The 26,738-nt window shown below is 62.9% G+C and carries 21 protein-coding genes; 18 read left to right on the top strand and 3 right to left on the bottom strand.

Features of this window, described 5'->3' with window-relative positions; translation table 11 throughout:
• Nucleotides 1-65: 65 nt before the first annotated feature.
• From L1P09_RS04635 to L1P09_RS04620, 4 genes are all read left to right on the top strand, one after another.
• Complete coding sequence (locus tag L1P09_RS04635) at nucleotides 66-1,028, top strand: FecR family protein (RefSeq protein WP_054881595.1); 963 nt, start codon at nucleotides 66-68, stop codon at nucleotides 1,026-1,028.
• Between the two features lie 180 nt (nucleotides 1,029-1,208).
• A complete protein-coding gene (locus L1P09_RS04630) occupies nucleotides 1,209-3,797 on the top strand; it encodes a TonB-dependent receptor (protein WP_054881594.1) in 2,589 nt (862 codons plus the stop codon).
• A gap of 161 nt (nucleotides 3,798-3,958) precedes the next feature.
• Entirely contained in the window at nucleotides 3,959-4,552 is a 594-nt protein-coding gene (locus tag L1P09_RS04625) for a biliverdin-producing heme oxygenase (RefSeq protein ID WP_054881593.1), read from the top strand.
• 54 nt (nucleotides 4,553-4,606) lie between these two features.
• On the top strand, nucleotides 4,607-5,020 hold the full coding sequence (locus L1P09_RS04620) for a YbaN family protein (RefSeq protein WP_009683390.1): 414 nt from the start codon (nucleotides 4,607-4,609) through the stop codon (nucleotides 5,018-5,020).
• Here L1P09_RS04620 and arcD (L1P09_RS04615) read toward each other — a convergent pair.
• The gene (gene arcD, locus L1P09_RS04615; RefSeq protein ID WP_235768530.1) at nucleotides 5,000-6,427 is read right to left on the bottom strand and encodes an arginine-ornithine antiporter; all 1,428 of its coding nucleotides are present in this window, start codon (nucleotides 6,425-6,427) and stop codon (nucleotides 5,000-5,002) included. The genes L1P09_RS04620 and arcD (L1P09_RS04615) overlap by 21 nt on opposite strands.
• 434 nt (nucleotides 6,428-6,861) lie before the next feature.
• Between arcD (L1P09_RS04615) and arcD (L1P09_RS04610) the strand changes: the two genes are divergently transcribed.
• From arcD (L1P09_RS04610) to L1P09_RS04550, 13 genes are all read left to right on the top strand, one after another.
• Nucleotides 6,862-8,289, top strand: a complete 1,428-nt coding sequence (gene arcD, locus L1P09_RS04610; protein WP_009683388.1) for an arginine-ornithine antiporter — start codon at nucleotides 6,862-6,864, stop codon at nucleotides 8,287-8,289.
• A 32-nt stretch (nucleotides 8,290-8,321) separates the two neighbouring features.
• The gene (gene arcA / locus L1P09_RS04605; RefSeq protein ID WP_054881590.1) at nucleotides 8,322-9,575 is read left to right on the top strand and encodes an arginine deiminase; all 1,254 of its coding nucleotides are present in this window, start codon (nucleotides 8,322-8,324) and stop codon (nucleotides 9,573-9,575) included.
• 68 nt (nucleotides 9,576-9,643) lie between these two features.
• Nucleotides 9,644-10,654 carry an ornithine carbamoyltransferase gene (locus L1P09_RS04600; RefSeq protein ID WP_009683386.1) on the top strand — a complete coding sequence of 337 codons (1,011 nt, stop codon included), beginning with the start codon at nucleotides 9,644-9,646 and terminating at the stop codon, nucleotides 10,652-10,654.
• A gap of 143 nt (nucleotides 10,655-10,797) precedes the next feature.
• Complete coding sequence (arcC, locus tag L1P09_RS04595) at nucleotides 10,798-11,727, top strand: carbamate kinase (protein ID WP_009683385.1); 930 nt, start codon at nucleotides 10,798-10,800, stop codon at nucleotides 11,725-11,727.
• A gap of 56 nt (nucleotides 11,728-11,783) precedes the next feature.
• Nucleotides 11,784-12,152 (top strand): DUF5064 family protein, encoded by a 369-nt coding sequence (locus L1P09_RS04590; protein ID WP_009683384.1) that lies wholly within the window; start codon nucleotides 11,784-11,786, stop codon nucleotides 12,150-12,152.
• 85 nt (nucleotides 12,153-12,237) lie between these two features.
• The gene (locus tag L1P09_RS04585) at nucleotides 12,238-13,746 is read left to right on the top strand and encodes a sigma-54-dependent transcriptional regulator (protein ID WP_029885501.1); all 1,509 of its coding nucleotides are present in this window, start codon (nucleotides 12,238-12,240) and stop codon (nucleotides 13,744-13,746) included.
• Nucleotides 13,747-13,912: 166 nt separating this feature from the next.
• Nucleotides 13,913-15,118, top strand: a complete 1,206-nt coding sequence (gene gltS / locus L1P09_RS04580; RefSeq protein ID WP_235768528.1) for a sodium/glutamate symporter — start codon at nucleotides 13,913-13,915, stop codon at nucleotides 15,116-15,118.
• A gap of 327 nt (nucleotides 15,119-15,445) precedes the next feature.
• Nucleotides 15,446-15,829 carry a glycine cleavage system protein GcvH gene (gcvH, locus tag L1P09_RS04575; RefSeq protein ID WP_009687031.1) on the top strand — a complete coding sequence of 128 codons (384 nt, stop codon included), beginning with the start codon at nucleotides 15,446-15,448 and terminating at the stop codon, nucleotides 15,827-15,829.
• A gap of 10 nt (nucleotides 15,830-15,839) precedes the next feature.
• On the top strand, nucleotides 15,840-18,695 hold the full coding sequence (gene gcvP / locus L1P09_RS04570) for an aminomethyl-transferring glycine dehydrogenase (RefSeq protein ID WP_235768526.1): 2,856 nt from the start codon (nucleotides 15,840-15,842) through the stop codon (nucleotides 18,693-18,695).
• A 156-nt stretch (nucleotides 18,696-18,851) separates the two neighbouring features.
• A complete protein-coding gene (locus L1P09_RS04565) occupies nucleotides 18,852-20,228 on the top strand; it encodes an L-serine ammonia-lyase (RefSeq protein ID WP_054881587.1) in 1,377 nt (458 codons plus the stop codon).
• A 27-nt stretch (nucleotides 20,229-20,255) separates the two neighbouring features.
• On the top strand, nucleotides 20,256-21,377 hold the full coding sequence (gene gcvT, locus L1P09_RS04560; RefSeq protein WP_054881586.1) for a glycine cleavage system aminomethyltransferase GcvT: 1,122 nt from the start codon (nucleotides 20,256-20,258) through the stop codon (nucleotides 21,375-21,377).
• A 358-nt stretch (nucleotides 21,378-21,735) separates the two neighbouring features.
• Complete coding sequence (locus tag L1P09_RS04555; protein ID WP_054905899.1) at nucleotides 21,736-21,948, top strand: cold-shock protein; 213 nt, start codon at nucleotides 21,736-21,738, stop codon at nucleotides 21,946-21,948.
• An 88-nt stretch (nucleotides 21,949-22,036) separates the two neighbouring features.
• Complete coding sequence (locus L1P09_RS04550) at nucleotides 22,037-22,525, top strand: RDD family protein (RefSeq protein ID WP_029886776.1); 489 nt, start codon at nucleotides 22,037-22,039, stop codon at nucleotides 22,523-22,525.
• A 214-nt stretch (nucleotides 22,526-22,739) separates the two neighbouring features.
• On the opposite strand, the gene lptG is transcribed toward L1P09_RS04550, so the two are convergent.
• Both lptG and lptF read right to left on the bottom strand, forming a co-directional pair.
• A complete protein-coding gene (gene lptG / locus L1P09_RS04545) occupies nucleotides 22,740-23,801 on the bottom strand; it encodes an LPS export ABC transporter permease LptG (RefSeq protein ID WP_029886777.1) in 1,062 nt (353 codons plus the stop codon).
• Nucleotides 23,794-24,909 carry an LPS export ABC transporter permease LptF gene (gene lptF, locus L1P09_RS04540; protein ID WP_029886778.1) on the bottom strand — a complete coding sequence of 372 codons (1,116 nt, stop codon included), beginning with the start codon at nucleotides 24,907-24,909 and terminating at the stop codon, nucleotides 23,794-23,796. The genes lptG and lptF overlap by 8 nt, the downstream gene beginning before the upstream one ends.
• Before the next feature lie 301 nt (nucleotides 24,910-25,210).
• Between lptF and L1P09_RS04535 the strand changes: the two genes are divergently transcribed.
• Nucleotides 25,211-26,704, top strand: a complete 1,494-nt coding sequence (locus tag L1P09_RS04535) for a leucyl aminopeptidase (protein ID WP_009687041.1) — start codon at nucleotides 25,211-25,213, stop codon at nucleotides 26,702-26,704.
• The last annotated feature ends 34 nt before the right edge of the window (nucleotides 26,705-26,738 follow it).

Raw genomic sequence — 26,738 nt, 5'->3', positions numbered from 1 at the left:
GTAAAGCCCTTGCCACACCACGCCGCAGCCTTGATCATTTGCAAAAAACCACGCAAGGATTCCCCGTGACCGACAGCCCCGCCCCTCGCCCGTCACCTGCCGGGCCCAATGCCCGTGCGCGTGCCATGGACGAGGCGCTGGAATGGCTGGTACGCCTGCAAGGCGCCGATGCCGACGACACCCTCGCCTTCCAGGCCTGGTTGAGCGCAGCGCTAGAAAACGCCGAAGCCTATGTCGAGGCAGAAGCGCTGTGGAACGGTATGCCGCTGCACCAGGTGGCCACGCAGATGCACCGGCAGCAGCGTCGGTCGTGGCGCGGGCGCCTGCGCAGCCACTGGAAGCCGTTGGCGACGGCAGCCGTGCTGCTGGTTGGGCTGGTGACCTTCGGCAACCTGCCGACACGCCTGCAGGCCGACCACCTGACCGTGGTCGGCGAACGCCAGCGCCTGCAACTGGACGATGGCGCGAAGGTGCTGCTGAATACCAATTCGGCGTTCGCCAGTGACCGCCGCGGCGGCCGCCAGGTCGCGCGCCTGCTGCAGGGTGAAGCCTACTTCCAGGTGCCGCAGAACGCGCCGATGCCGCTGGAAGTCCAGGCCGGGCCATTGCGCGCGCAAGCACGCGATACCGATTTCGCCGTGCGCTACCTCAACGGTGAAGCGCAACTGCGGGTGCAGCGCGGCGATGTCGACCTGCAAGGTGCGCGTGACCAGCGCATACGCCTCAGCGCTGGCGACAGCATCAGTGTGGGCCCCCAGGGCATTGGCCAGCGCCAGCGCCCCGACATGCACAAGGACCTGGCCTGGGTCGATGGCCGCCTGGTGTTCGAAAACTGCCCGCTGAGCCAGGTACTGGCCGAAGTCCGGCGCTATTACCCCGGCTGGATCATCAACCGCAATACCCAGCTGGATGACGTTGCCGTAACCGGCAACTACCGCCTCGACCAGCCGCTGGAAACCCTGCGCGCGCTGGCTCACATCACCTCCGCCCAGTTGCATGAGTACCCGGCGCTGGTCATCCTGAACTGACTGTTTGCCTCCCCTGCGGCCACGCCGCCGCGCAGCCCGGCATGCCTGTTCAACGCTTTTGCATTTATTTTTACGCGGTTTTGCGCCCCCATCCGTCTCGTTATAGCCAATGCAACTGATTCTTGTTTAACAAACGAGAACAGACACCTATAACTGTCTGCACGTTTGGGAGCGCTTTCGATGTACACAGGTATTACCCGCTCGTCTTCCCTTCCCCGCCGTACCGGGCAGCTTTCGCTGCTGACCTTGGCATTGCTCGCCAGCGGCGCCTGCAGCCTGCCGGCGCTGGCTGCCGAACCGGCCCGCGCCAGCAGCCCGCGCATGGGCGATTACCGCTTCAGCATCGGCCAGCAACCGCTGGTGTCGGCCATCAACGCCTTCAGCCAGGTCACCGGTTGGCAGGTTGGCTTCAGCGCCGAGTTGGCCGAAGGCGTGGCCTCACCCGGTGTACAGGGTGCGCTGCCGCCAGATGCCGCGCTCAAGCGCCTGTTGCAGGGCACCGGGCTGAGCTTTCGCAAGATCGGCAATGCCAATGTGGTACTCGAACGCCAGGCCGCGAACAATGTGATCGCGCTGCAGCAAGTGACCGTCAGCGCCACCCGCAGTGCCCAGGACGTGAGCCAGGTGCCGAGCACGGTCAGCGTGCAGACCCGAGCGCAACTGGACCGCCAGAACGTCAACAACATCCAGGACCTGGTGCGTTACGAACCGGGTGTGTCGGTGGCCGGCACCGGCCAGCGCAGTGGCCTGAACGGCTACAACATCCGCGGTATCGACGGCGAGCGGATTCTCACCCAGGTCGACGGTGTGGCGATCCCCGACAGTTTCTTCTACGGCCCCTACGCGCAAACCCAACGCAACTATGTCGACCCGGAAATCGTCAAGCGCGTGGAAATCCTGCGCGGCCCGGCCTCGGTGCTGTATGGCAGCAATGCGATCGGCGGCGCGGTCAGCTACTTCACCCTCGACCCCGACGACATCATCAAGCCAGGCAAGGATGTTGGCGCACGCCTGAAAAGCGGCTACAGCTCGGCGGACGAAAGCTGGCTGACCTCGGCCACCGTCGCCGGGCGCCAGGGCGATGTCGACGGCCTGCTGCACCTGAGCCAGCGCAATGGCCACGAGACCGAGACCCAAGGCCATCACAGCGGCGCCGGCCTGGCCCGTACCGAAGCCAACCCGATGGACGTGCGCACCACCAACGTGCTGGCCAAGGCAGGCTGGAACTACGCTGACGACGCCCGCCTGGGCGTTACTTACGAGCGCTACAAGGATGACCGCGACCAGAATATCCTCAGCGCCGCGGGAGGGCCGTTCATACCCGGGTTCGGGGGCATGGGCTACTACAAGGCGCGCAGCGGCAACGACACCATCACCCGCGAACGCTTCGGCATCAACCATGAATTCGGCCTGGACACGCTGTTCGCTGACCAGGTGAAGTGGAGCCTGAACTACCAGGTCGCCAAGACCGACCAGCACACCGATGAAATCTATGCGCCACCTGGCCGCCAGGTACTGCGCACCCGCGACACACGTTACAAGGACCGCCAGTGGGTATTCGATGCCCAGCTGGACAAAGCCTTCAGCATCGGCAGCACCGACCACTTGCTGACCTACGGCACCACCCTCAAGCACGAGAAAATCACCGGGTCGCGCAGCGGCACGGGCACCTGCCTGGCCGTAGGCTCGGGTTGCGCTGCCGCCGGCGCGCCGCGCCCGGCCGACGGCCAGGTGCTGGTCAGTGATTTCCCGGACCCGACCGTGAACACCTACAGCCTGTTCGTGCAGGATGAAATCCGCTGGAACCGCTGGACCTTCCTGCCAGGCGCCCGTTACGACTACACGCGCATGCAGCCCAAGTTCACCGAGGCGTTCCTGCGTGGCCTGGAGTCCACCGCCACCGCGCCCACCTCCCAGGACGACTCGGACAAGACGTGGCACCGCGTCTCGCCCAAGTTCGGCCTGACCTACGCCTTCGATGACCACTACACCTGGTACGGCCAGTACGCTGAGGGCTTCCGCACGCCGACCGCCAAGTCCATGTACGGGAAATTCGTCAACCTAGACCAAGGCTACCGGGTAGAAGGCAACCCAGGGCTGGAGCCTGAAAAGAGCAAGGGCTACGAAACCGGCCTGCGCGGCAACTTCGACGCCGGTAACTTCGACGTGGCGGTGTTCTACAACAAGTACCGCGACTTCATCGACGAAGACGCTGTGCAGAGCGCCAACCTGGAACAGACCTTCCAGGCCAACAACATCAAGCACGCCACCATCAAGGGCGCCGAGGTCAAGGGCCGCCTCAACCTTGACCACTTCGGAGCGCCACAAGGCCTGTATACCCAGGGCTCGATTGCCTATACCTATGGCCGTAACGATGACACCGGCGAACCGCTGAACACGGTCAACCCGCTCAAAGGCGTGTTCGGCCTGGGTTACGAGCAACACAACTATGGTGGCTTGCTGAGCTGGACGCTGGTCAAGCGCAAGACCCGGGTCGACGACAGCACCTTCTACTCGCCAGACGGTTCGAGCACGAAGTTCCGCACGCCAGGCTATGGCGTGCTGGACCTGACCGGTTTCTACAAGGTGACCGACGACGTCACCATCAACGCCGGGCTGTACAACCTGACCGACAAGAAATACTGGCAGTGGGACTCGGTACGCAGCTATGACGGCCAGGGTGAAGCGGCTGTGACCCAGCCGGCCAACATCGACCGTTTGAGCATGCCGGGGCGCAACTTCGGCATCAATGTGGTGTGGGATATCTGAAGGTTTCGGGTTTGCAGCGCCTGTGGGATCAGGCGCCGCCCGCGCGGCGCCCGATCCCACAGGCAACGCAACGACCCGTCTGTAGATACCCGGTTTTTTTTACTGTTCCGCCCCCGCTGCTTCGTCTTGTCTCTAGACGCCCTCTTTCCAAGGACTGCCCCATGACCGACCGCCCAGCCTTGCGCTCCCAGCGCCTGAACCAGATCACCCACGCCCCGCACGCCGAGCTGGATGCCCTGGTCAAGTCCCACGCCCCATTCGACAGCCGCGAAAGTTTTGCCCGCTTCGTGGTCGCCCAGTACCTGTTCCAATCCGAGCTGCAGGCCCTGTACAACGACCCGCAACTGATCGCCATCGTCCCCGACCTGGCCGCGCGCTGCCGGGCCGACCAAGCCCGCCTCGACCTCGCCGACCTCGACACCCAGGTGCCGGCCGCGGTGCCGGGTGCCTTGGCCAATCCGAGCCTGGGCGAGGCAATGGGCTGGATCTTCGTCTCCGAAGGCTCCAAACTGGGCGCTGCGTTTCTGATCAAACGGGCCGCAGCGCTGGGCCTGTCCGACAGCTTCGGCGCCCGGCACCTGGGCGAGCCGGCCGGTGGCCGTGCTGAAGGCTGGAAGCAGTTCACCCGCATCCTGGATGCCCTGGACCTGTCGGCCGAAGAAGACGCGGCTGCCGAGCGCGGCGCAGTAGCGGCATTCGAGCGCTTCACCGAGCTGCTCAAGCATGCCTATGCTGCAGATGCTGCGCTGGTTTGATACGCCTTAGCCGGCCACCCTTCTGGTGGCCGCACCGTTTTTTGCAGTGAGACCATGACCCGACCCGCCCGCTCGAAACTCGCCCGCCTGCTGTATGGAATACTGGCTTACGTGAGCCTGGGGGTGGGTCTGGTCGCGATCGTCATTCCCGGCCTGCCAACCACCGAATTCATCCTGCTGGCAGCGTGGGCTGCAACGCGCAGTTCGCCACGGTTGTCGGCCTGGCTGGAAAACCACCGCCTGTTTGGGCCGATTCTGTACAACTGGCGCAACGGCAAGGTGATCCAGCGCCGCGCCAAGGTCAGCGCTACCCTCAGCATGCTGCTCTGTGCAGGCCTGATGCTGACCTTTCTTGAACACCACTGGCCGGTATTCCTCGCCATCGCCGGCATGACCCTGGGCAACCTGTGGATCTGGTCACGCCCGGAGCACGCCTGCGCAGCCCCATCACAAGCTCAGCAACCCTGAATACAGGGCGTAGGCGGCCAGCGCCGCGCCTGCCAGCACGGCCGCGAAAATCAGCTTTTCCCACGTGGTGAACAGGGTTTGCCGCTGCTCATGCTTGGCCCTGGCGAACAGGATCACGCCCGGGGCATACAGCAATGCCGACAACAGCAGGTACTTGAGCCCGCCGGCATACAGCAGCCAGATGGCGTAGAGCAAGGCAACCAGCGCCACCAGCACGTCTTTGCGCCGCAACCGTGGCTGCGCGGCGTAGCTCTCGCCACGCACCGCCAGCAGCAGCGCATAGGCCGCCGACCACAGGTAAGGCACCAGGATCATCGACGACGCCAGGTAGATCAGGCTGGTGTAAGTGCCGGCCGAGAACAACGTGATCAGCAGGAAACCCTGGATCATGCAGTTGGTGAGCCACAGGGCATTGGCCGGTACATGGTTGGCGTTTTCCTTGGCCAGGAAGCGCGGCATGGTCTTGTCACGAGCGGTGGCGTAAAGAATCTCGGCACACAACAATGCCCAGGAAAGCAACGCCCCCAGCAGCGAAACCGCCAGGCCGATACTGATCAGCAATGCGCCCCAAGGGCCGACGATATGCTCCAGCACCGACGCCAGCGAAGGGTTCTGCAAACCGGCAAGCTCCGGCTGGGTCATCACCCCGAGGGACAGCACGTTGACCAGCACCAGTAGCGCCAGCACACCGAGAAAGCCGATGACCGTGGCCTTGCCCACATCGGAGCGGCGCTGGGCCCGCCCGGAGTAGACGCTGGCGCCCTCGATGCCGATGAACACGAATACGGTCACCAGCATCATGTTGCGCACCTGCTCCAGCACACCTCCGAACTGAGGGTTGCTCAACCCCCAGATATCCCGGGTGAAGATATCGGCGCGGAAGGCGAATGCGGCAATCACCACGAAAATCAGGATGGGCACCACTTTGGCCACGGTGGTCACCTGGTTGATGAACGCCGCCTCCTTGATGCCGCGCAAGACCAGAAAGTGCACCGCCCACAGCAGGACTGAGGCACAACCGATGGCGACAGGCGTGTTGCCCTCGCCAAATACAGGGAAGTAGAAACCCAGGGTGCTGAACAGCAATACGAAGTAACCGACGTTGCCCAGCCAGGCACTGATCCAGTAGCCCCATGCCGATGAAAAGCCCATGTAGTCGCCAAAACCGGCCTTGGCGTAGGCGTACACCCCCGAGTCCAGTTCCGGCTTGCGGTTGGCCAGGGTCTGGAACACGAAGGCCAAGGCCAGCATGCCCACCGCAGTGATGGCCCAGCCGATCAGCACCGCCCCTACATCGGCACGCGCCGCCATGTTCTGCGGCAACGAGAATATGCCGCCGCCAATCATCGAGCCGACCACCAACGCGATCAGCGCGCCCAAGCGTAGCTTCTGACCCGGTTCGCTCATGTATCCCCCGTTTTTTCGCCAATGTCATACGAATGCAACAGCGTTCGCGGCCATATAGAGACGCTTGCTTATAATGAACCCATTCACAAAAAGACGCGCGGTAATAACAGTTTTATCTATAAATAGATCCTGTAAAAACTAGCAGCTAGATAGTCACTGGAAAAGAAATCGATAAAACTCGAAATATGCGTAAAAAAGTGGCGAAAGCCGCGAAAGCGACTAGCGTCAAGCATCGCAGGTTGAACAGAGCGTTTGCTCTAGAATGACATGGAGGTGCCAGTGCGCAAGGCCTGCAGCTTGAGATGTCGGCACACTCCAGGAGCACCGTGAAGGTTTTTTCCTACTTCACGGCACCATGACCTGACCCACGTCAGCGAATGGCTGAGACGGCGGATTTATGCTGTCGTCAACTTTCTCCTGGCAGGAGTTGTTAAATGTCTGATTCATCCGGAAAATTGAAACTCGGTGCATTAGTCGCACTCGTGGTCGGCTCGATGATTGGCGGCGGCATATTCTCGCTGCCGCAGAACATGGCGGCCAGCGCAGGGGTTGGCGCGGTATTGATCGGCTGGGCCATCACTGCCGTGGGCATGCTGACCCTGGCCTTCGTGTTCCAGACCCTGGCCAACCGCAAACCAGACCTCGATGGCGGGGTGTATGCCTACGCCAAGGCCGGCTTTGGCGACTACATGGGCTTTTCTTCGGCCTGGGGCTACTGGATCAGTGCCTGGCTGGGCAACGTCGGCTACTTCGTGCTGCTGTTCAGCACCCTGGGCTACTTCTTCCCGGTCTTTGGCGAGGGCAACACGCCAGCCGCCATCATCGGTGCCTCGCTACTGCTATGGGCCGTGCATTTCCTGGTCTTGCGCGGCATCAAGGAAGCGGCGTTCATCAACCTGGTGACCACCGTGGCCAAGGTGGTGCCGCTGGTGCTGTTCGCCCTTATCTGCCTGTTCGCCTTCAAGCTGGACATCTTCACAGCAGACATCTGGGGCCGGGGCACGCCCGAACTGGGCAGTGTGATGAACCAAGTTCGCAACATGATGCTGGTCACCGTATGGGTGTTCATCGGTATCGAGGGTGCGAGCATCTTCTCGTCACGCGCCGAAAAGCGCGCCGACGTGGGCAAGGCCACGGTCATCGGCTTCGTGACGGTGCTGTTGTTCCTGGTACTGGTCAATGTGCTGTCGCTGGGCATCATGACCCAACCGGAACTGGCCAAGCTGCAGAACCCGTCGATGGCCGCCGTGCTGGAGCATGTGGTCGGCCACTGGGGGGCGGTACTGATCAGTGTCGGCCTGATCATCTCGTTGCTGGGGGCCTTGCTGTCGTGGGTGCTGCTGTGCGCCGAAATCATGTTCGCCGCCGCCAAGGACCACACCATGCCGGCATTCCTGCGCCGCGAGAACGCCAACCAGGTACCTGCCAATGCGCTGTGGCTGACCAACGCCATGGTGCAGGTCTTCCTGGTGATCACGCTGTTTTCCAGCAGCACCTACCTGTCGCTGATCTACCTCGCCACCTCGATGATTCTGGTGCCCTACCTGTGGTCGGCGGCCTACGCCTTCCTGCTGGCGCTGCGCAGCGAAACCTATGAGCAGGCCCTGGCCGAACGCAAGAAAGACTTGATCATCGGCGCTATCGCCCTGCTGTACGCCATCTGGCTGCTGTACGCCGGCGGTGTGAAATACCTGCTGCTGTCGGCATTGCTGTACGCCCCTGGCGCGATCCTGTTCGCCAAGGCCAAGCGTGAAGTGGGCCAACCCATCTTCACCAACGTGGAAAAACTGATCTTCGCCGCCGTGGTGATCGGCGCCCTGGTGGCAGCCTATGGCCTGTACGACGGCTTCCTGACCCTTTGACCACGCTTTCGTCCCATTGGAGGAATGAAACCATGTCCGCTGAAAAACAGAAGTACGGTGTGCACTCCGAGGCCGGCAAGCTGCGCAAAGTCATGGTGTGCGCACCGGGCCTGGCGCACAAGCGCCTGACGCCGAGCAACTGTGACGAACTGCTGTTCGACGATGTGATCTGGGTCGACCAGGCCAAGCGTGACCACTTCGACTTTGTCACCAAGATGCGTGAGCGTGGCGTGGATGTGCTGGAAATGCACAACCTGCTGACCGACATCGTGCAGCAACCTGAAGCGCTGAAGTGGGTTCTGGACCGCAAGATCACCGCCGATACCGTCGGCGTGGGCCTGACCAATGAAGTGCGCAGCTGGCTGGAAGGTCTCGAACCGCGCCACTTGGCCGAATTCCTGATCGGCGGCGTGGCCGGCCAGGACCTGCCGCAGAGCGAAGGCGCCGAAGTGGTCAAGATGTACAACGACTACCTGGGGCACTCCAGCTTCATCCTGCCACCTTTGCCCAACACCCAGTTCACCCGTGACACCACCTGCTGGATCTACGGCGGCGTCACGTTGAACCCGATGTACTGGCCAGCACGGCGCCAGGAAACGCTACTCACCACCGCCATCTACAAATTCCACCCGGCGTTCACCAGCGCCGACTTCCAGGTGTGGTATGGCGACCCGGACAAGGACCACGGCAACGCCACGCTCGAGGGTGGCGACGTGATGCCGATCGGTAATGGCGTGGTGCTGATCGGCATGGGCGAGCGCACCTCGCGCCAGGCCATCGGTCAGTTGGCCCAGAGCCTGTTCGCCCACGGTGCGGTCAGGGAAGTGGTGGTCGCCGGCCTGCCCAAGTCGCGCGCCGCCATGCACCTGGACACCGTGTTCAGTTTCTGCGACCGCGACCTGGTCACGGTCTTCCCGGAAGTGGTCAAGGAAATCGTGCCGTTCATCATTCGCCCGGACGAAAGCAAGCCGTATGGCATGGACGTGCGCCGCGTGAACAAGTCGTTCATCGACGTGGTCGGCGAACAGCTCGGGGTCAAGCTGCGGGTGGTCGAAACCGGCGGCAACAGCTTCGCCGCCGAACGCGAACAGTGGGATGACGGCAACAACGTGGTGGCCCTCGAACCAGGCGTGGTCATCGGCTACGACCGTAATACCTACACCAACACCCTGCTGCGCAAGGCTGGCATCGAGGTCATCACTATCAGCGCCGGCGAACTGGGCCGGGGCCGGGGCGGCGGCCACTGCATGACCTGCCCGATCATTCGTGACCCCATCGATTACTAACGCCCATTACCCCGGCCGCGCTTACCCAGCGGCGGCCGGTGCGTTCACCCTACCCAAGGAGAAAAGTCATGGCGTTCAACATTCACAACCGCAACCTGCTGAGCCTGGAACACCACACCACGCGCGAGTTGCGCTACCTGCTGGACCTGTCCCGCGACCTCAAGCGCGCCAAGTACACCGGCACCGAACAGCAACACCTGAAGGGCAACAACATTGCCCTGATCTTCGAAAAAACCTCCACCCGCACCCGCTGCGCCTTCGAAGTGGCGGCCTACGACCAGGGTGCCAATGTCACCTATATCGACCCCAACTCATCGCAGATCGGCCACAAGGAAAGCATGAAGGACACCGCCCGCGTACTCGGGCGCATGTACGACGCCATCGAATACCGTGGCTTCAAGCAGGAAATCGTCGAGGAGCTGGCCAAGTTCGCCGGGGTGCCGGTGTTCAACGGCCTGACCGACGAGTATCACCCTACCCAGATGATCGCCGACGTGCTGACCATGCGCGAGCACAGCGACAAGCCGTTGCACGACATCAGCTACGCCTACCTGGGCGATGCGCGCAACAACATGGGCAACTCGCTGCTGCTGATCGGCGCCAAACTCGGCATGGACGTGCGCATCGCCGCGCCCAAGGCGCTGTGGCCACATGAGGACCTGGTTGAGCGCTGCAAGCAGTACGCAGAAGAAAGTGGCGCGCGTATCACTCTGACCGAAGACCCGCTGGCCGCGGTCAAGGGCGTGGACTTCGTGCACACCGACGTGTGGGTATCGATGGGTGAACCGATCGAGGCCTGGGGCGAGCGTATCAAGCTGCTCAAGCCTTACCAGGTGAATGCGCAACTGATGAAGGCCACTGGCAACCCCCGCACCAAGTTCATGCATTGCCTGCCGGCGTTCCACAACTCCGAAACCAAGGTGGGCAAGCAGATTGCCGAACAGTACCCGGACTTGGCCAACGGCATCGAAGTGACCGACGACGTATTCGAGTCGCCCGCTTGCATTGCCTTCGAGCAGGCGGAAAACCGCATGCACACAATCAAGGCGATCCTGGTTTCGACCCTGGCTGACCTCTGAAAGCGGCAAGCAGCAAGCGGCAAGCTGAAAGCAGCTGATCACACCGGCCTGCTTCTGCTTGCGACTTGCGACTTGCAACTTGCAACTTGCAACTTGCCGCTTGCCGCTTGCACCCCCAAGCCCACCTCAAAAGGACATTCCCCATGCGTATCGTTGTTGCATTGGGCGGCAACGCCCTGCTGCGCCGCGGCGAACCCATGACCGCTGACAACCAGCGTGCCAATATCCGCACCGCCGCCGAACAGATCGCCAAGATCCACCCCGGCAACGAGCTGGTCATTGCCCACGGTAACGGCCCGCAGGTCGGCCTGCTGTCGTTGCAGGGCCTTTCCTACAAACCGGACGAGGCTTACCCGCTGGACGTGCTGGGCGCCGAGACCGAGGGCATGATCGGCTATATGATCGAGCAGGAGCTGGGCAACCTGCTGGCCTTCGAAGTGCCGTTCGCGACCTTGCTGACCCAGGTTGAAGTCGACGCCAACGATCCGGCCTTCAAGGACCCGACCAAGTTCATCGGCCCGGTCTACAGCAAAGACGAGGCCGAGCGCCTGGCCAACGAGAAGGGCTGGGTGGTCAAGCCTGACGGCGACAAGTACCGACGCGTGGTGGCCAGCCCGAAACCCAAGCGCATCTTTGAAATCCGCCCGATCAAGTGGCTGCTGGAAAAGAGCAGCATCGTGATTTGCGCGGGCGGCGGCGGCATCCCCACCCTGTACGATGAAAACCACAAGCTCAAAGGGGTGGAGGCGGTCATCGACAAAGACCTGTGCTCGGCGCTGCTGGCAGAGCAACTGGAAGCCGACCTTCTGATCATCGCCACCGACGTGGATGCGGCGTACATTGACTGGGGTAAACCTACGCAGAAAGCCATCGCCCAAGCGCACCCCGACGAACTGCAGCGGCTGGGTTTTGCCGCGGGGTCCATGGGGCCGAAAGTGCAGGCCGCCTGTGATTTTGCCCGCCATACCGGCAAGGTGGCAGTGATCAGTTCGCTGGAAAACATCGAGGAAATTGTCAAAGGCACAGCCGGCACCCGGGTTTCGACCGCGAAGCCGGGGATCAGCTACCGTTGAATGCAATGGGCGGGCCTGCGCGGCCCGTCATTTTCGACCTTCCCAAGGAGCTTTCCATGGCCCAGTACCACCCCGGTCATGTACACATCGAGCGCATTGCGCTGAACAAAGATGACCACAGCTATGACCTGAACATCGAATACGAGGCAGTGTCGGACCCCAAGGAAGGTAGAGGCATTCAGTTCCGCATGCATGGCAGCATCGAAGGCAAGGCAGTCGATGAAGCGTTCTTCCTGCCCAAGGACCAGGCCCTGCCCAGCTTTCTCATGCTGCTGACGCGCAGGGCGCAAGCGTACCTGCCGTCGCCGAAGAAATTCGAAAACCTGAGTTCACCGCACAAGCTCTATGACCATATGTTCGCGGACATTCGCGAAAAATTGGATGTGAAGTCGGGCGACCCGATCAAGCCAGAACACCTGGAGTGATTTTCACAAGTTTGGGGCTGCAAGGCAGCCCCGGCGATGTTGAGGCATACTACCGCCCTCCCCGGCAACCACCCTCTACGTTCCCATGCGCATCCACGTCAGCTTCATCGACCGCGTCGGCATCACTCAGGAAGTGCTAGCCCTGCTCGGTGCCCGCAACCTCAACCTGGACGCCGTGGAGATGGTCCCGCCGAACGTCTACATCGACGCCCCGACGCTCAGCCCCGCGGTGCTCGAAGAGCTGCACGACGCACTGTTCGAAGTGCACGGGGTTCAGTCGGTGGACGTGGTCGACATCCTTCCCGGGCAACGTCGGCACCTGCAACTGGATGCATTGCTGGCAGCGATGAGCGACCCGGTCCTGGCCGTGGACAGCGCCGGCAAGGTGTTGCTGGCCAACCCGGCGCTGATCGAGCTGTGCGGCCGCGAATCGGCCGGGCGCTCGGTGGGCGAGCTGTTCGGCGACGCCGGGCTGCTGCAGGCGCTTCTGGACAACAACTTCCACCTGCCCATGCGCGAGATGCAACTGAACGGCCACAGCCTGCTGCTCGATGCCATGCCCATTACCAACGCCGGTGGCCTGCTGACGCTTTACCCGCCATCGCGCATGGGCGAACGCCTGTCGGCCCTGCACCACGACCACGCCGAGGGCTTCGACGCCCTGCTGGGCGAGTCACCGGCCATCCGTACCCTCAAAGCACGCGCCATGCGCGTTGCCGCGCTCGATGCGCCGCTGCTGGTGCATGGCGAAACCGGCACCGGCAAAGAGCTGGTGGCCCGCGCCTGCCATGCCATCAGCAGCCGCCAGGCGGCACCGTTCCTGGCGCTGAACTGCGCCGCCCTGCCCGAGAGCCTGGCCGAGAGCGAACTGTTCGGCTACGCACCCGGCGCCTTCACCGGCGCGCAACGCGGCGGCAAGCCGGGGCTGATGGAGCTGGCCAACCAGGGTACGGTGTTTCTGGATGAGATCGGCGAAATGTCACCGTACCTGCAGGCCAAGCTGCTGCGCTTCCTCAGTGACGGCAGCTTCCGCCGGGTGGGCGGCGACCGCGAAGTGAAGGTCGATGTGCGCATCATCAGCGCCACCCACCGCGACCTGGAGCGCATGGTGGCCGAAGGCAGCTTCCGCGAAGACCTGTTCTACCGCCTGAATGTGCTCAACCTGCAGGTACCGCCCCTGCGCGACCGCGGCCAGGACATCCTGATGCTGGCGCACTTCTTCATGCAGCAGGCCTGCACGCAGATCCAGCGCCCAGCCTGCCGGTTGACCCCGGCCACCCATTCGGCGCTGCTGGCCAACCCGTGGCCGGGCAACGTGCGCCAACTGCAGAACGTGATTTTCCGTGCGGCGGCCATCTGCGAAAGCAACCTGGTGGACATCGATGACCTGGACATCGCCGGCACCTCGGTGGCGCGCGGGCAAGATGGCGAAGTGGCCAGCCTGGAGCAAGCCGTGGGCGATTTCGAGCGTGAGCTGCTGCAACGTCTGTACGCCAGCTACCCCTCCACCCGGCAACTGGCTGCGCGCTTGCACACTTCGCACACCGCCATTGCCCAGCGCTTGCGTAAATATGGAATACCCGGCAAAGGCTGATAGTCGTTGCAATAACTCGGTAGTTGTTCAGACCTTTCCTACGCGCGTGAAAGATACTCTCCCACATATGCCTCGTAGAATGGTGACGGTGTATTGCCACTTGTCATCCCACTGATCCGCCCAAGTGCGGAGCGTGGTTCGCTACTGGATATAACGAGAGCACCTGATGTTTCAACTCGATTTTTACGGGACACTTGTAGCCGCCTCTCTCGTCCTGTTATTGGGGCGCGGGCTGGTTGCACGGATTGGTTTGTTGCGCGTCTACAATATTCCGGAACCCGTTGCCGGTGGCCTGGTCGTCGCCTTTGCCCTGCTGGCGTTGCGCAGTTTCGATGTGCAGGTGCAGTTCGATACCTCACTGCAAACACCCTTGATGCTGGCCTTCTTCGCCACCATCGGCTTGAGCGCAGACTTTGCCAGCCTGAAAAAAGGCGGCCGTGTGGTGGTGGTCTTCCTGCTGGTGGTCACCAGCCTGTTGCTGGTGCAGAACGCCATGGGCATCGGCCTGGCCTCGGCATTGGGGCTGGACCCATTGATGGGCCTGCTGGCCGGTTCGATCACCCTGTCCGGCGGCCACGGCACCGGCGCCGCCTGGGGCGCCACGTTCAGCGAAAAGTTCGGACTGGCCTCGGCTGCGGAACTGGCGATGGCCTCGGCCACCTTCGGGCTGGTGCTGGGCGGCCTGATCGGCGGGCCGGTTGCCCGGCTGCTGATCAAGCGGGTGAAAACGCCGGGGGCCGATGAGGAACTGCCGCAACTGCCCCAGGGTTTCGAGCGGCCTGACAAAGAGCGCCCGATAACATCGTTTTCATTTGTAGAAACACTGGCGCTGATTGCGGTAAGCCTGCTTGCCGGTTCTTTGCTCAATGGCGCACTCAAAGGAACTGCATTCGAACTGCCGACGTTTGTGTGTGTGCTGTTCGTGGGTGTATTGCTGCGCAATGGGCTATCCGCATTCGGCTTCTACCGTGTGTTCGAACGGGAAGTTTCGGTACTGGGCAATGTCAGTTTGTCGCTGTTCCTGGCCATTGCCTTGATGTCGCTCAAACTATGGGACCTGGCAGCGCTGGCCTTGCCGTTCTTCGCATTATTGGCCGCACAGACACTGGTCATGGCGCTGTTCGCAATTTTCGTGACGTTCCGGGTGATGGGTCGCAATTACGATGCAGCGGTATTGGCTGCCGGCCATTGCGGATTTGGTCTGGGGGCCACGCCCACTGCCATTGCCAACATGCAGGCAGTGACCCAGCGCTACGGCGCTTCGAACATTGCCTTTCTGGTGGTGCCCATGGTGGGGGCGTTCTTCATCGACATCATCAATGTCATCGTGATCAAACTCTATCTGGCACTGCCGCTGTTCATGGCAGGTTGATGCCATTTACCGTACCTGTGGCGTCGCCCGACTATGGGGTTGGCAGTAACGTGCCAAACAGGCGTCGCGGCACTGTAACGCTTTGATTACACCGTATGGAAAACGCTACATCGGTGTACGCATGCGGTTACACAAGGGTTTGATAGAGAAACGCTTTTTCAACCCGCGTGCGATGTAGCGTTTTCGTTCCACCGCCAAAAATCGAGCGCCTCAATAAAAATTTAACTTATTGTTTTATAAGCCTTTTTTGAAATTGGCCGCATTATTGCTATGGGAATCCCGACCCAAGAGCGCGGGCACACCGCGCCCAACGCCCGAGGATTCCGCATGAGCGAGTTGCGTTTCACCGAAGATCACGAATGGCTGCGCGTCGAAGCCGATGGCAGTGTCACCGTGGGCATCACCGCCTTCGCCCAGAACGCCCTTGGCGATGTGGTGTTCGTGCAACTGCCCGAGTTGCAGCAGTACGAGAAAGGCAGCGAAGCATCCACCGTCGAGTCGGTGAAAGCTGCCAGCGGCGTGTACATGCCCCTGACCGGCGAGGTGGTTGCAGTCAACGCACAGCTCGACTCAAGCCCGGAGCTGGTCAACGAAGACCCGATGGGCGAAGGCTGGTTCTTCCGCTTCACCCCGGCCAACATCAGCGAAGTCAGCGCCCTGCTCGACCAGGACGCCTATGACCGCCTGATCAAAGCCAACGCTGAAGCCTGAGGACTGCGCCATGACCATCAACCTCAGCACCGCCAACGAATTCATCGCCCGGCACATTGGCCCGCGCACCGCCGACGAGCAGGCCATGCTCGCCGCCCTCGGTTTCGAATCGCTGGACGCCATGACCGCGGCGGTCATCCCCGACAGCATCAAGGGCACCAGCGTGCTCGGCGCGCACGACGGCCAGAGTGAAGCCGACGCGCTGGCAGCACTCAAGGCCATCGCCGGCAAGAACCAGCTGTTCAGGAGCTTCATCGGCCAGGGCTACTACAACACCCATACCCCGGCCCCCATCCTGCGCAACCTGCTGGAAAACCCGGCCTGGTACACCGCCTACACGCCCTACCAGCCGGAAATATCCCAGGGCCGCCTGGAAGCGTTGCTGAACTTCCAGACCCTGATCAGCGACCTCACCGGCCTGCCGATCGCCAACGCTTCGCTGCTCGACGAAGCGACCGCCGCAGCCGAGGCCATGACCTTCTGCAAGCGCCTGTCGAAGAACAAGGCCAGCCACAGCTTCTTCGCGTCGGTGCACTGCCACCCGCAAACCCTGGACGTACTGCGCACCCGCGCCGAGCCGTTGGGCATCGACGTGGTGGTCGGCGACGAACGCGAGCTGGGCGATGCCAGTGCCTTCTTCGGCGCGCTGCTGCAATACCCGGCCAGCAATGGCGAGGTGTTCGACTACCGTGAAGTGGTGCAGCGCTTCCATGCCGCCAACGCGCTGGTCGCCGTGGCAGCCGACCTGCTGGCCCTGACCCTGCTGACCCCACCGGGTGAGTTCGATGCCGACGTGGCCATCGGCAGCGCCCAGCGCTTTGGCGTGCCCCTGGGCTTCGGCGGCCCACACGCGGCTTACTTCGCCACCCGTGACGCCTTCAAGCGCGACATGCCAGGCCGGCTGGTCGGCGTGTCGATCGATCGCTTCGGCAAGACCGCCCTGCGCCTGGCCATGCAAACCCGCGAGCAGCACATCCGCCGCGAGAAGGCCACCAGCAACATTTGCACCGCCCAGGTGCTGCTGGCCAATATCGCCAGCATGTACGCCGTGTACCACGGCCCGGCCGGCCTCAAGCGCATCGCCGAGCGCACCCAGGCGCTGACCGCGGTTCTGGCAGCCGGCCTGAACCGCCTGGGCCTGCAAGTGGTCGGTGCAACAGCCTTCGACACCTTGACCCTGGCCACCGGCACCGCCACTGCCAACCTGCATGAGCAGGCCCGCGCCCAAGGTATCAACCTGCGCCAGGTCGACGCCGCCCACCTGGGCCTGTCGCTGGACGAGACCAGCACCCAGGCTGACGTGCAGGCCCTGTGGCAACTGTTCGCCGGCAACCAGCCCCTGCCAGACTTCGCCGCGCTGGCTGCCAGCACCGGTTCGCTGCTGCCCGCGGCCCTGCTGCGCCAGTCGGCCATCCTCGAACACCCGGTATTCAACCGCTACCACAGCGAAACCGAGCTGATGCGCTACCTGCGCCGCCTGGCCGACAAGGACCTGGCGCTGGACCGCAGCATGATCCCGCTGGGCTCCTGCACCATGAAGCTGAACGCAGCCAGCGAAATGATCCCGGTGACCTGGGCCGAGTTCGGCAACCTGCACCCCTTTGCGCCGGCCGAGCAAAGCCAGGGCTACCTGCAGATGACCACCGAGCTGGAAGCAATGTTGTGCGCTGCTACCGGCTATGATGCCGTGTCGCTGCAGCCCAACGCCGGCTCGCAGGGCGAGTACGCTGGGTTGCTGGCCATACGTGCCTACCACCGCAGCCGTGGCGAAAGCCACCGCGACATCTGCCTGATTCCCTCGTCGGCCCACGGCACCAACCCCGCTACCGCCAACATGGCCGGCATGCGGGTGGTGGTTACCGCCTGTGACGCCCGCGGCAACGTCGATGTCGAGGACCTGCGCGCCAAAGCCATCGAACACCGCGAGCGCCTGGCCGCGATCATGATCACCTACCCATCGACCCACGGCGTGTTCGAAGAAGCGATCGGCGAAATCTGCGCGATCATTCACGACAACGGTGGCCAGGTGTACATCGACGGCGCCAACATGAACGCCATGGTCGGCCTGTGCGCGCCGGGCAAGTTCGGCGGCGACGTGTCGCACCTGAACCTGCACAAGACCTTCTGCATTCCGCACGGTGGCGGCGGCCCGGGGGTGGGCCCGATTGGCGTCAAGTCGCACCTGGCGCCGTTCCTGCCCGGCCATGCGCAGTTGCAAAATACCCAGGGTGCGGTGTGCGCCGCGCCGTTCGGCAGCGCCAGCATTCTGCCGATCACCTGGATGTACATCCGCATGATGGGCGGTGCCGGCCTCAAGCGTGCGTCGCAGATGGCGATCCTCAACGCCAACTACATCGCCCGCCGCCTGGAAGAGCACTATCCTGTCCTGTATAGCGGCGGCAATGGCCTGGTAGCACACGAATGCATCCTCGACCTGCGCCCACTGAAGGACACCAGCGGCATCAGCGTCGACGACGTGGCCAAGCGCCTGATCGACTTCGGCTTCCACGCCCCGACCATGTCCTTCCCGGTGGCCGGCACGCTGATGATCGAACCGACCGAAAGCGAGTCCAAGGAAGAACTGGACCGCTTCTGCAACGCCATGATCCAGATCCGCGCAGAAATCCGCGCGGTCGAGGACGGTAGCCTGGACAAAGACGACAACCCGCTGAAAAACGCCCCGCATACCGCGGCCGAGCTGGTTGGCGAATGGGCGCACGGTTACAGCCGCGAGCAGGCGGTGTACCCGCTGCCTGGCCTGGTGGAAGGCAAGTACTGGCCACCGGTCGGCCGCGTCGACAACGTATTCGGCGACCGTAACCTGGTGTGCGCCTGCCCGTCGATCGAGAGCTATCAGGACGCCTGATCCGGCTCGCCGGCTCCCACAAGGGCTCCACTGCCTGCAAGGGTTGTGCTGCACCTGTAAGAAGCCTGCTCTCACAGGAACGTCGTACCTGTGGGCGCTGGCTTGCCGGCGATCGAGTGCGCAGCACTCGCCTTTTCTTTCTGGAGGGAACGAGCAATGGCTTTGAGCGTCTTCGACCTGTTCAAGATCGGCATCGGCCCCTCCAGTTCCCACACCGTCGGCCCGATGCGCGCCGCTGCGCGGTTTGCCGAAGGGCTGCGCCGTGATGGCCTGCTGGCCAAAACGGCCAGCGTCAAGGCCGAGCTGTATGGCTCACTGGGTGCCACCGGCAAAGGCCACGGCAGTGACAAGGCTGTGTTGCTCGGCCTTGAAGGCGAACAGCCGGACACCCTCGATACCGACAGCATCCCCGCCCGCCTGCAGGCGATCCGCAGCAGTGGCAAGCTCAAGCTGCTGGGCGAGCACACCATTGCCTTCAATGAAAAGCAGCACCTGGCAATGATCCGCAAGCCACTGGACTACCACCCCAACGGCATGATCTTCCGCGCATTCGACAACGCCGGCCTTCAAATCCGCAGCCGCGAGTACTACTCGGTGGGCGGCGGCTTCGTGGTTGACGAAGCCGCCGCCGGCCACGACCGCATTGTCGAGGACAGCACCGCCCTGGCCTACCCGTTCACCACCGCCAAACAGCTGCTTGGCCACTGCACCACACACAACCTGGCGGTCAGCCAGGTAATGCTGGCCAACGAGCAGGCCTGGCGCCCAGAGGCAGAAACCCGCGCCGGGCTGCTGCGCATCTGGCAAGTGATGCAGGACTGCGTCGAAGCCGGCTGCCAGCATGAGGGCATTCTGCCGGGTGGGCTCAAGGTCAGGCGCCGGGCACCGGCACTGTACCGCCAGCTCAGCCGGCACCCGGAGGCCAGCCTGCGCGATGCCCTGTCGGTACTGGACTGGGTGAACCTGTATGCGCTGGCTGTGAACGAGGAAAACGCCTATGGCGGGCGGGTGGTCACCGCGCCCACCAATGGCGCCGCCGGTATCGTCCCCGCGGTGCTGCACTACTACATGCGCTTCGTGCCCGGTGCCAGCGAAGACGGGGTGGTGCGTTTTCTGCTCACGGCTGCGGCCATCGGCATCCTGTACAAGGAAAACGCCTCCATCTCCGGTGCCGAGGTGGGCTGCCAGGGCGAAGTCGGGGTGGCCTGCTCGATGGCTGCAGGGGCGCTGTGCGAGGTGATGGGCGGCAGTGTGCAGCAAGTGGAGAACGCCGCCGAAATCGGCATGGAACACAACCTGGGACTGACCTGCGACCCCATTGGCGGGCTGGTCCAGGTGCCCTGCATCGAGCGCAACGCCATGGGCTCGGTAAAGGCGATCAATGCGGTGCGCATGGCCTTGCGCGGCGACGGGCAGCACTACGTGTCGCTCGACAAGGTCATCCGCACCATGCGCCAGACCGGCGCCGACATGAAAAGCAAATACAAAGAGACCGCCCGTGGCGGCCTGGCCGTCAACATCATCGAGTGTTGACCCACTAACGAAAGCAAGGAGTCACCGATGTCCGAAACACTGCTCAAGACCCCACTGCATGCCTTGCACCTGGAGCTGGGGGCGCGCATGGTGCCGTTCGCGGGCTATGACATGCCGGTGCAGTACCCGCTGGGCGTCCTCAAGGAGCACCTGCATACCCGTGAACAGGCCGGCCTGTTCGATGTGTCGCACATGGGCCAGATCATCCTGCACGGTGCCAACGCTGCCAAAGCCCTTGAAAGCCTGGTGCCGGTAGACATCATCGACCTGCCAGTGGGCATGCAGCGCTATGCCATGTTCACCGATGCGCAAGGCGGCATTCTTGACGACCTGATGGTCGCCAACCTGGGCGACGACAAGCTGTTCCTGGTGGTCAACGCGGCCTGCAAGGCGCAGGACCTGGCTCACCTGCAAGCGCAGATCGGCAACGCCTGCGACGTGCAGCCGCTGTTCGAGGCGCGTGCGCTGCTGGCCCTGCAGGGCCCGGCGGCAGCGCATGTACTCGCGCGGCTGGCGCCGGAAGTGGCCAACATGACCTTCATGCAGTTGCGGGAGGTAAAACTGCTGGGCGAAGACTGCTTCGTCAGCCGCTCGGGCTACACCGGCGAAGATGGCTACGAGATCTCGGTGCCGGCCGGCGCTGCCGAAGCCTTGGCCCGCCGCCTGCTGGCCGAACCGGAAGTACAGCCGATCGGGCTGGGTGCCCGTGATTCGCTGCGCCTGGAAGCCGGCCTGTGCCTGTATGGCCACGACATGAACAGCGAAACCACCCCAGTCGAGGCCAGCTTGCTGTGGGCGGTTTCCAAGGTGCGCCGCGCCGACGGCCAGCGTGCGGGTGGGTTCCCGGGCGCCGAGGCCATCTTTACCCAGCAGCGCGACGGTGTGGCACGCAAACGTGTCGGCCTGTTGCCGCAAGAGCGAACGCCTGTACGCGAAGGCGCGGACATTGTCGATGCCAACGATAAACTGGTCGGCAAAGTGTGCAGCGGCGGTTTTGGCCCGACACTTGGGGCGCCCGTTGCAATGGGTTATATCGATAGTGAACATGCGGCAATCGACACCGCGCTATTTGCCGTGGTGCGTGGCAAGAAGGTGGCCTTGAAAGTCAGCAAAATGCCTTTCGTGGCGCAACGTTACTACCGTGGGTGAATCGGCTTTGTAAAGGTTGCGGGCAGGCGTGGCATATTCGTTTCCGAAACCTGCCCGGTAACTTTTGAACATGGCGCCAGGCCAGCCACCATGCCGTTTGCACGATGGTGATCGGTGCGTGAAAAAAGGCCGTTTTTCCGCGTGGCCGAGGGCTTGTTTTTCGCTCGGGAGTTGGCGTAGAGTCATTCCACTGTGTTTGCATGGGTCGCAATAGTTCGTGACCTGGGCCAGTAGCCAAGCGTTGCTACAACCCGTTCGACGTCTCTTACTTTCCTGCAACCCAGCCCAGTAATCTTTCGCTTACACAACGTGCGAAAGTAACTGTCATCAAAATTCGAGCTCCATAGGAAATAAGACAATGGCTGAACGTCAGAACGGTACCGTCAAGTGGTTCAATGACGAAAAAGGTTACGGTTTCATCACCCCAGAAAGCGGTCCGGATCTGTTCGTGCACTTCCGCGCAATCGAAGGCAACGGCTTCAAGAGCCTGAAAGAAGGCCAAAAGGTCACTTTCGAGGCCGTGCAGGGCCAGAAAGGCATGCAAGCGGATAAAGTCCAGGTTGCAAGCTAAGCCGAACCCGACTGCAAAAGCCCCTGCCAAGTGCAGGGGCTTTTTTTTGCCCGTAGAATAGCGGCTTCATCTTCTGGAGCCGTTTTGCATGTCCAAGCCTTTGCTCACACCCCAGGGTGATTTTCCGCCGGTCGGCCTGGGCCGACGCCTGGCGGCGATGTTCTACGACTTCCTGTTGTGCACCGCGCTGCTGATCGTGACCGCTGGGGCCTACAAGATGATCCAGATGGCGATCATTGGCGAAGCCCGCATGCGCGAGCTGACCGAGGCAGGCGCACTGGACGGCGACCCGTTGCTGTCCACGGTGCTGCTGTTCGCCTTGTTCGGCTTTTTCGCCAAGTTCTGGACCCACGGCGGGCAGACGCTGGGCATGCAGGTGTGGGGCGTACGGGTACAGAACGCAGATGGTTCGGCGATCAGCCTGTGGCAGGCACTGCTGCGCTTTGTGGTGTCGATCGCGTCGTGGTTGTGCCTGGGGCTGGGTTTCTTCTGGGCGCTGATCGACAAACGCAAGCGGGGCTGGCATGACATCTATTCCGAAAGCCAGTTGGTGCGTGTGCCGAAACAGAAGAAATAGAAAGCCCCAATGAAAAAGCCGACCTAGGGTTAATGCCTGTCAGTTAAGTAATTTGGGGTCGCTTTGCGACCCTTCGCGGGCACGCCCGCTCCCACAGGGGATCGCGCATTTCTTGAGTTCAGCGCCAAACCTGTGGGAGCGGGCGTGCCCGCGAAGGGCTGCAAAGCAGCCCCAGTAACGCTTAACAGACAAGCATTATCTCCAGCTCAAGCCATTACCCCGCCCGGCGCAGCAACCACACACCGGCCAGGGCACAAATGCCCGCCGGGATGACCACCGCCAGCAAGGGCGGGAAGCCGAACACCTGGCTCGAAGGGCCGAGCAGGTCCTGGCCGATGCGGAATACGAAGCCCACCAGCACGCCAGTGAACACCCGCTGGCCCAAGGTCACCGAGCGCAGCGGGCCGAAGATGAATGAAATGGCCATCAACACCAGTGCCGCAGTCACCATCGGCTGCAGGACCTTGGTCCAGAACGCCAGCCAGTAACGGGCGTTGTTCAGGCCCTGGTCGGACAGGTAGTGGATGTAGTCCCACAGGCCGGTGATCGACAGCGACTCCGGCGCCAGGATCACGGTGTTCAGCAGTTGCGGAGTCAGCGACACGTCCCAGCGCTCGGTGGGGGCCTTCACCACCTCGGTGTGGTCCCCGCGGAAGAAGGTCGTGCTGACGTCGCTGAGCAACCAGTGATCGTCGGTGTACTGGGCACGCCGGGCAAAGCTCGACGTCTGGATCTTGCGCTCGCTGTCGAAGCGGTAGCGGGTCACGCCGAGCAACAGGCCGTTGGGCTGTACGGCGTTGATGTGCACAAACTCCTCGCCCTGGCGATGCCACATGCCACGCTTGGAGCTCTGCGCCTCGCCCCCACCCTGGGCCAGCGAGCGGTCAGCCTGGGCCTTGTTCTCGGTGACCGGCGCCACGTATTCGCCAATCAGCAGGCCGACCAGCATCAGCACCAGCATGGGCTTCATCACCGCCCAGACGATACGCCCGATGGACACACCGGCCGCACGCATGATGGTCAGTTCGCTGCTGCTGGCCAGGCTGCCCAGGCCAATCAGGCAGCCGATCAGCGCAGCCATGGGCAGCATTTCGTACAGCCGCCGTGGCGCGGTGAGCAAGACGTAGTAACCGGCTTGCATCACCGTGTAGGTGTCGCTCAGGTCGCCCATCTCATCGATGAACGCGAACAACGAGGCCAGGCCGAGGATGATCCCCAGCACTGCCAGGATGGCCAGCAGCACGCTCTGGCCGATGTAGCGGTCGAGCTTAGCCATGGGCCACCTCCGCACGGCGGGCGGCACGCTTGAGGCGCAATGGCTCCCAGTACATCAGGCCAAGGCCGATGAGCAGGAACAGCCCGTGCACCCACCACATGCCCAAGGCAATCGGCAACTTGCCCTTCTCCAGGGCGCCACGTACGGAAATCAGCATTGTCAGGTAGGCCATGTACAGAAGAATCGCCGGCAGCAACTTGAGGAAGCGGCCCTGGCGCGGGTTGACCCGCGACAGCGGCACCGCCAGCAGGGTCACCACGAAGACCAGGATCGGCAATGACAGCCGCCATTGCAGTTCGGCGCGTTCGCGCAGGTCGGTCTTGCCGAACAGGTCGAGGGTCGGAATGGCCTCGCGCTCGGTCACTTCCTCGGCCACTTCCGGCTTGGGCAGCAACACGCCATAGGTGTCGTACTTGATGGCCCGGTAGTCGGCCTGGCCGGGGTTACCGTCGTAGCGGTAACCGTTTTCCAGCACCAGGTAACGGTTGCCATCGGCCTGGATCTCCTGGTGGCCCTTTTCCGCCACCAGCACCGACGGCGCACGGTCCTTGGTCTTGTCCTGATTGAAGCGTTTCTCGGAGATGAACACGCCACCGAGCTTGACGCGGTCGTCCGACAGTTGCTCGGTGTAGGTGACCCGCGAGCCGTCACGCAGCATCTGAAAACGGCCTGGCACCAAGGTGTCGAACTCGGTCAGGGTGTCCTGCTGGGCGATGATCTGCTGCACCTGGGCCACGCCCAGTGGCGCCAGGCTCAGGCTCAGCCAGGCCACCAGCAGCGCCACCAGTGCAGCCGGCGCCATGGTCATGCCCAGCAGGCGCTGCTGGCTCATGCCAGTGGCCGAGAGCACGGTCATTTCGCTTTCCAGGTACAGGCGGCCGTACGCCAGCAGAATGCCGAGGAACAGCCCCAAGGGCAGGATCAGCTGCAGGAAACCCGGCAGGCGGAAACCCATGATCAGGAACAATACGCCCGGGTCGAGCACGCCCTGGGCGGCCTGGGCCAGGTACTTGATGAAGCGCCCACTCATGATGATCACCAGCAGCACGGCGCTGACGGCGCTCAAGGTCACCAGGACCTCGCGGGACAGATAACGAAAGACGATCAAACCAGACACTCCTGGGTTGTCAGGGTGGACTGCCATGCAATGGCGCCAAACAATGACTTAGTACATCCAAGACCAATGCCGGTTCGCCAAAGGCGAACCTCCATGTAAAGTGCGCGCATTATCCTGTGATTGGCTGCGCCTGTCACTTGGCGGCGCGTGAAGGCGCATAACGGGGTTGTCAGCACGCGGGCGGCAGGCTCAAACTGGCAGCTTTTCCGCTGGCGCGCGACGACGCGGCCAGGCCCGTCCAGAGCGCTGCAATGTACAGCGCCATTTGTATCGATCATTCGGGGACCCTGACATGGAACTGGTTGTAAAAAGCGTAGCTGCTGCATCGGTAAAAACCGCCACCCTGGTCATTGCAGTCGGTGAAAATCGCAAACTTGGCGCGGTGGCCAAGGCCGTCGACCAGGCCACCGAGGGTGCCATCAGCGCGGTACTCAAACGCGGTGACCTGGCCGGCAAACCGGGCCAGACCTTGCTGCTGCACAACCTTCCGGGCCTCAAGGCCGAACGCGTCCTGCTGGTCGGCAGTGGCAAGGACGAAGCCCTGGGCGACCGCGCCTGGCGCAAGCTGGTCGCCAGCGTCGCCGGTGTGCTCAAGGGGCTCAACGGCGCCGATGCCGTGCTGGCCCTGGACGATATCGCCGTCAGCAACCGCGATGCCCATTACGGCAAGTACCGCCTGCTGGCCGAAACCCTGCAGGACGGCGAATACGTGTTCGACCGCTTCAAGAGCCAGAAGGTCGAGCCGCGCGCACTGAAAAAAGTCACCCTGCTGGCAGACAAGGCCGGCCAGGCCGACGTCGAGCGCGCGGTGAAGCACGCCAGCGCCATCGCCACCGGCATGGCGTTCACCCGCGACCTGGGCAATCTGCCACCTAACCTGTGCCACCCGAGCTTCCTTGCCGAGCAGGCCAAGGACCTGGGCAAGGCGCACAAGGCACTGAAGGTCGAAGTGCTCGACGAGAAGAAAATCAAGGACCTGGGCATGGGCGCCTTCTACGCCGTGGGCCAGGGCAGCGACCAGCCGCCACGCCTGATCGTGCTCAACTACCAGGGCGGCAAGAAGGCCGACAAGCCCTTCGTGCTGGTAGGTAAAGGCATCACTTTCGACACCGGCGGCATCAGCCTGAAACCCGGCGCCGGCATGGACGAAATGAAGTACGACATGTGCGGTGCCGCCAGCGTCATGGGCACCCTGCGTGCGGTGCTGGAACTGCAACTGCCCATCAACCTGGTCTGCCTGCTGGCCTGCGCCGAGAACATGCCAAGTGGCGGCGCCACCCGCCCGGGTGACATCGTCACCACCATGAGCGGCCAGACCGTGGAAATCCTCAACACCGACGCCGAAGGCCGCCTGGTGCTGTGCGATACCCTGACCTACGCCGAGCGTTTCAAGCCACAGGCGGTGATCGACGTCGCTACCCTGACAGGCGCCTGCATCGTCGCCCTGGGCAGCCACACCTCCGGCCTGATGGGCAACAACGACGACCTGGTCGGGCAATTGCTCGACGCGGGCAAGCGCGCAGACGACCGCGCCTGGCAACTGCCGCTGTTCGACGAGTACCAGGAACAACTGGACAGCCCGTTCGCCGACATGGGCAACATCGGCGGGCCGAAGGCCGGCACCATTACCGCAGGCTGCTTCCTGTCGCGTTTCGCCAAGGCCTATAACTGGGCGCACATGGACATCGCCGGTACGGCGTGGGTCAGCGGCGGCAAGGACAAGGGCGCCACGGGTCGCCCGGTGCCGCTGCTGACCCAGTACCTGCTGGACCGCGCTGGCGCCTGAGGCCATGACGCCGGTGGTGCCTGGCGCGCCACCG

This window comes from Pseudomonas juntendi, assembly GCF_021560075.1.
Lineage (GTDB): Bacteria > Pseudomonadota > Gammaproteobacteria > Pseudomonadales > Pseudomonadaceae > Aquipseudomonas > Aquipseudomonas juntendi.
This window is presented reverse-complemented; position numbering and strand designations above follow the sequence as displayed.

Excerpts from the sequence above, each read along its gene's own strand:
- L1P09_RS04630 (WP_054881594.1), top strand. The coding sequence starts at position 1,209 with ATGTACACAGGTATTACCCGCTCGTCTTCCCTTCCCCGCCGTACCGGG.
- L1P09_RS04625 (WP_054881593.1), top strand. The coding sequence starts at position 3,959 with ATGACCGACCGCCCAGCCTTGCGCTCCCAGCGCCTGAACCAGATCACC.
- L1P09_RS04620 (WP_009683390.1), top strand. The coding sequence starts at position 4,607 with ATGACCCGACCCGCCCGCTCGAAACTCGCCCGCCTGCTGTATGGAATA.
- arcD (WP_235768530.1), bottom strand. The coding sequence starts at position 6,427 with ATGAGCGAACCGGGTCAGAAGCTACGCTTGGGCGCGCTGATCGCGTTG.
- arcD (WP_009683388.1), top strand. The coding sequence starts at position 6,862 with ATGTCTGATTCATCCGGAAAATTGAAACTCGGTGCATTAGTCGCACTC.
- arcA (WP_054881590.1), top strand. The coding sequence starts at position 8,322 with ATGTCCGCTGAAAAACAGAAGTACGGTGTGCACTCCGAGGCCGGCAAG.
- L1P09_RS04600 (WP_009683386.1), top strand. The coding sequence starts at position 9,644 with ATGGCGTTCAACATTCACAACCGCAACCTGCTGAGCCTGGAACACCAC.
- arcC (WP_009683385.1), top strand. The coding sequence starts at position 10,798 with ATGCGTATCGTTGTTGCATTGGGCGGCAACGCCCTGCTGCGCCGCGGC.
- L1P09_RS04590 (WP_009683384.1), top strand. The coding sequence starts at position 11,784 with ATGGCCCAGTACCACCCCGGTCATGTACACATCGAGCGCATTGCGCTG.
- L1P09_RS04585 (WP_029885501.1), top strand. The coding sequence starts at position 12,238 with ATGCGCATCCACGTCAGCTTCATCGACCGCGTCGGCATCACTCAGGAA.
- gltS (WP_235768528.1), top strand. The coding sequence starts at position 13,913 with ATGTTTCAACTCGATTTTTACGGGACACTTGTAGCCGCCTCTCTCGTC.
- gcvH (WP_009687031.1), top strand. The coding sequence starts at position 15,446 with ATGAGCGAGTTGCGTTTCACCGAAGATCACGAATGGCTGCGCGTCGAA.
- gcvP (WP_235768526.1), top strand. The coding sequence starts at position 15,840 with ATGACCATCAACCTCAGCACCGCCAACGAATTCATCGCCCGGCACATT.
- L1P09_RS04565 (WP_054881587.1), top strand. The coding sequence starts at position 18,852 with ATGGCTTTGAGCGTCTTCGACCTGTTCAAGATCGGCATCGGCCCCTCC.
- gcvT (WP_054881586.1), top strand. The coding sequence starts at position 20,256 with ATGTCCGAAACACTGCTCAAGACCCCACTGCATGCCTTGCACCTGGAG.
- L1P09_RS04555 (WP_054905899.1), top strand. The coding sequence starts at position 21,736 with ATGGCTGAACGTCAGAACGGTACCGTCAAGTGGTTCAATGACGAAAAA.
- L1P09_RS04550 (WP_029886776.1), top strand. The coding sequence starts at position 22,037 with ATGTCCAAGCCTTTGCTCACACCCCAGGGTGATTTTCCGCCGGTCGGC.
- lptG (WP_029886777.1), bottom strand. The coding sequence starts at position 23,801 with ATGGCTAAGCTCGACCGCTACATCGGCCAGAGCGTGCTGCTGGCCATC.
- L1P09_RS04535 (WP_009687041.1), top strand. The coding sequence starts at position 25,211 with ATGGAACTGGTTGTAAAAAGCGTAGCTGCTGCATCGGTAAAAACCGCC.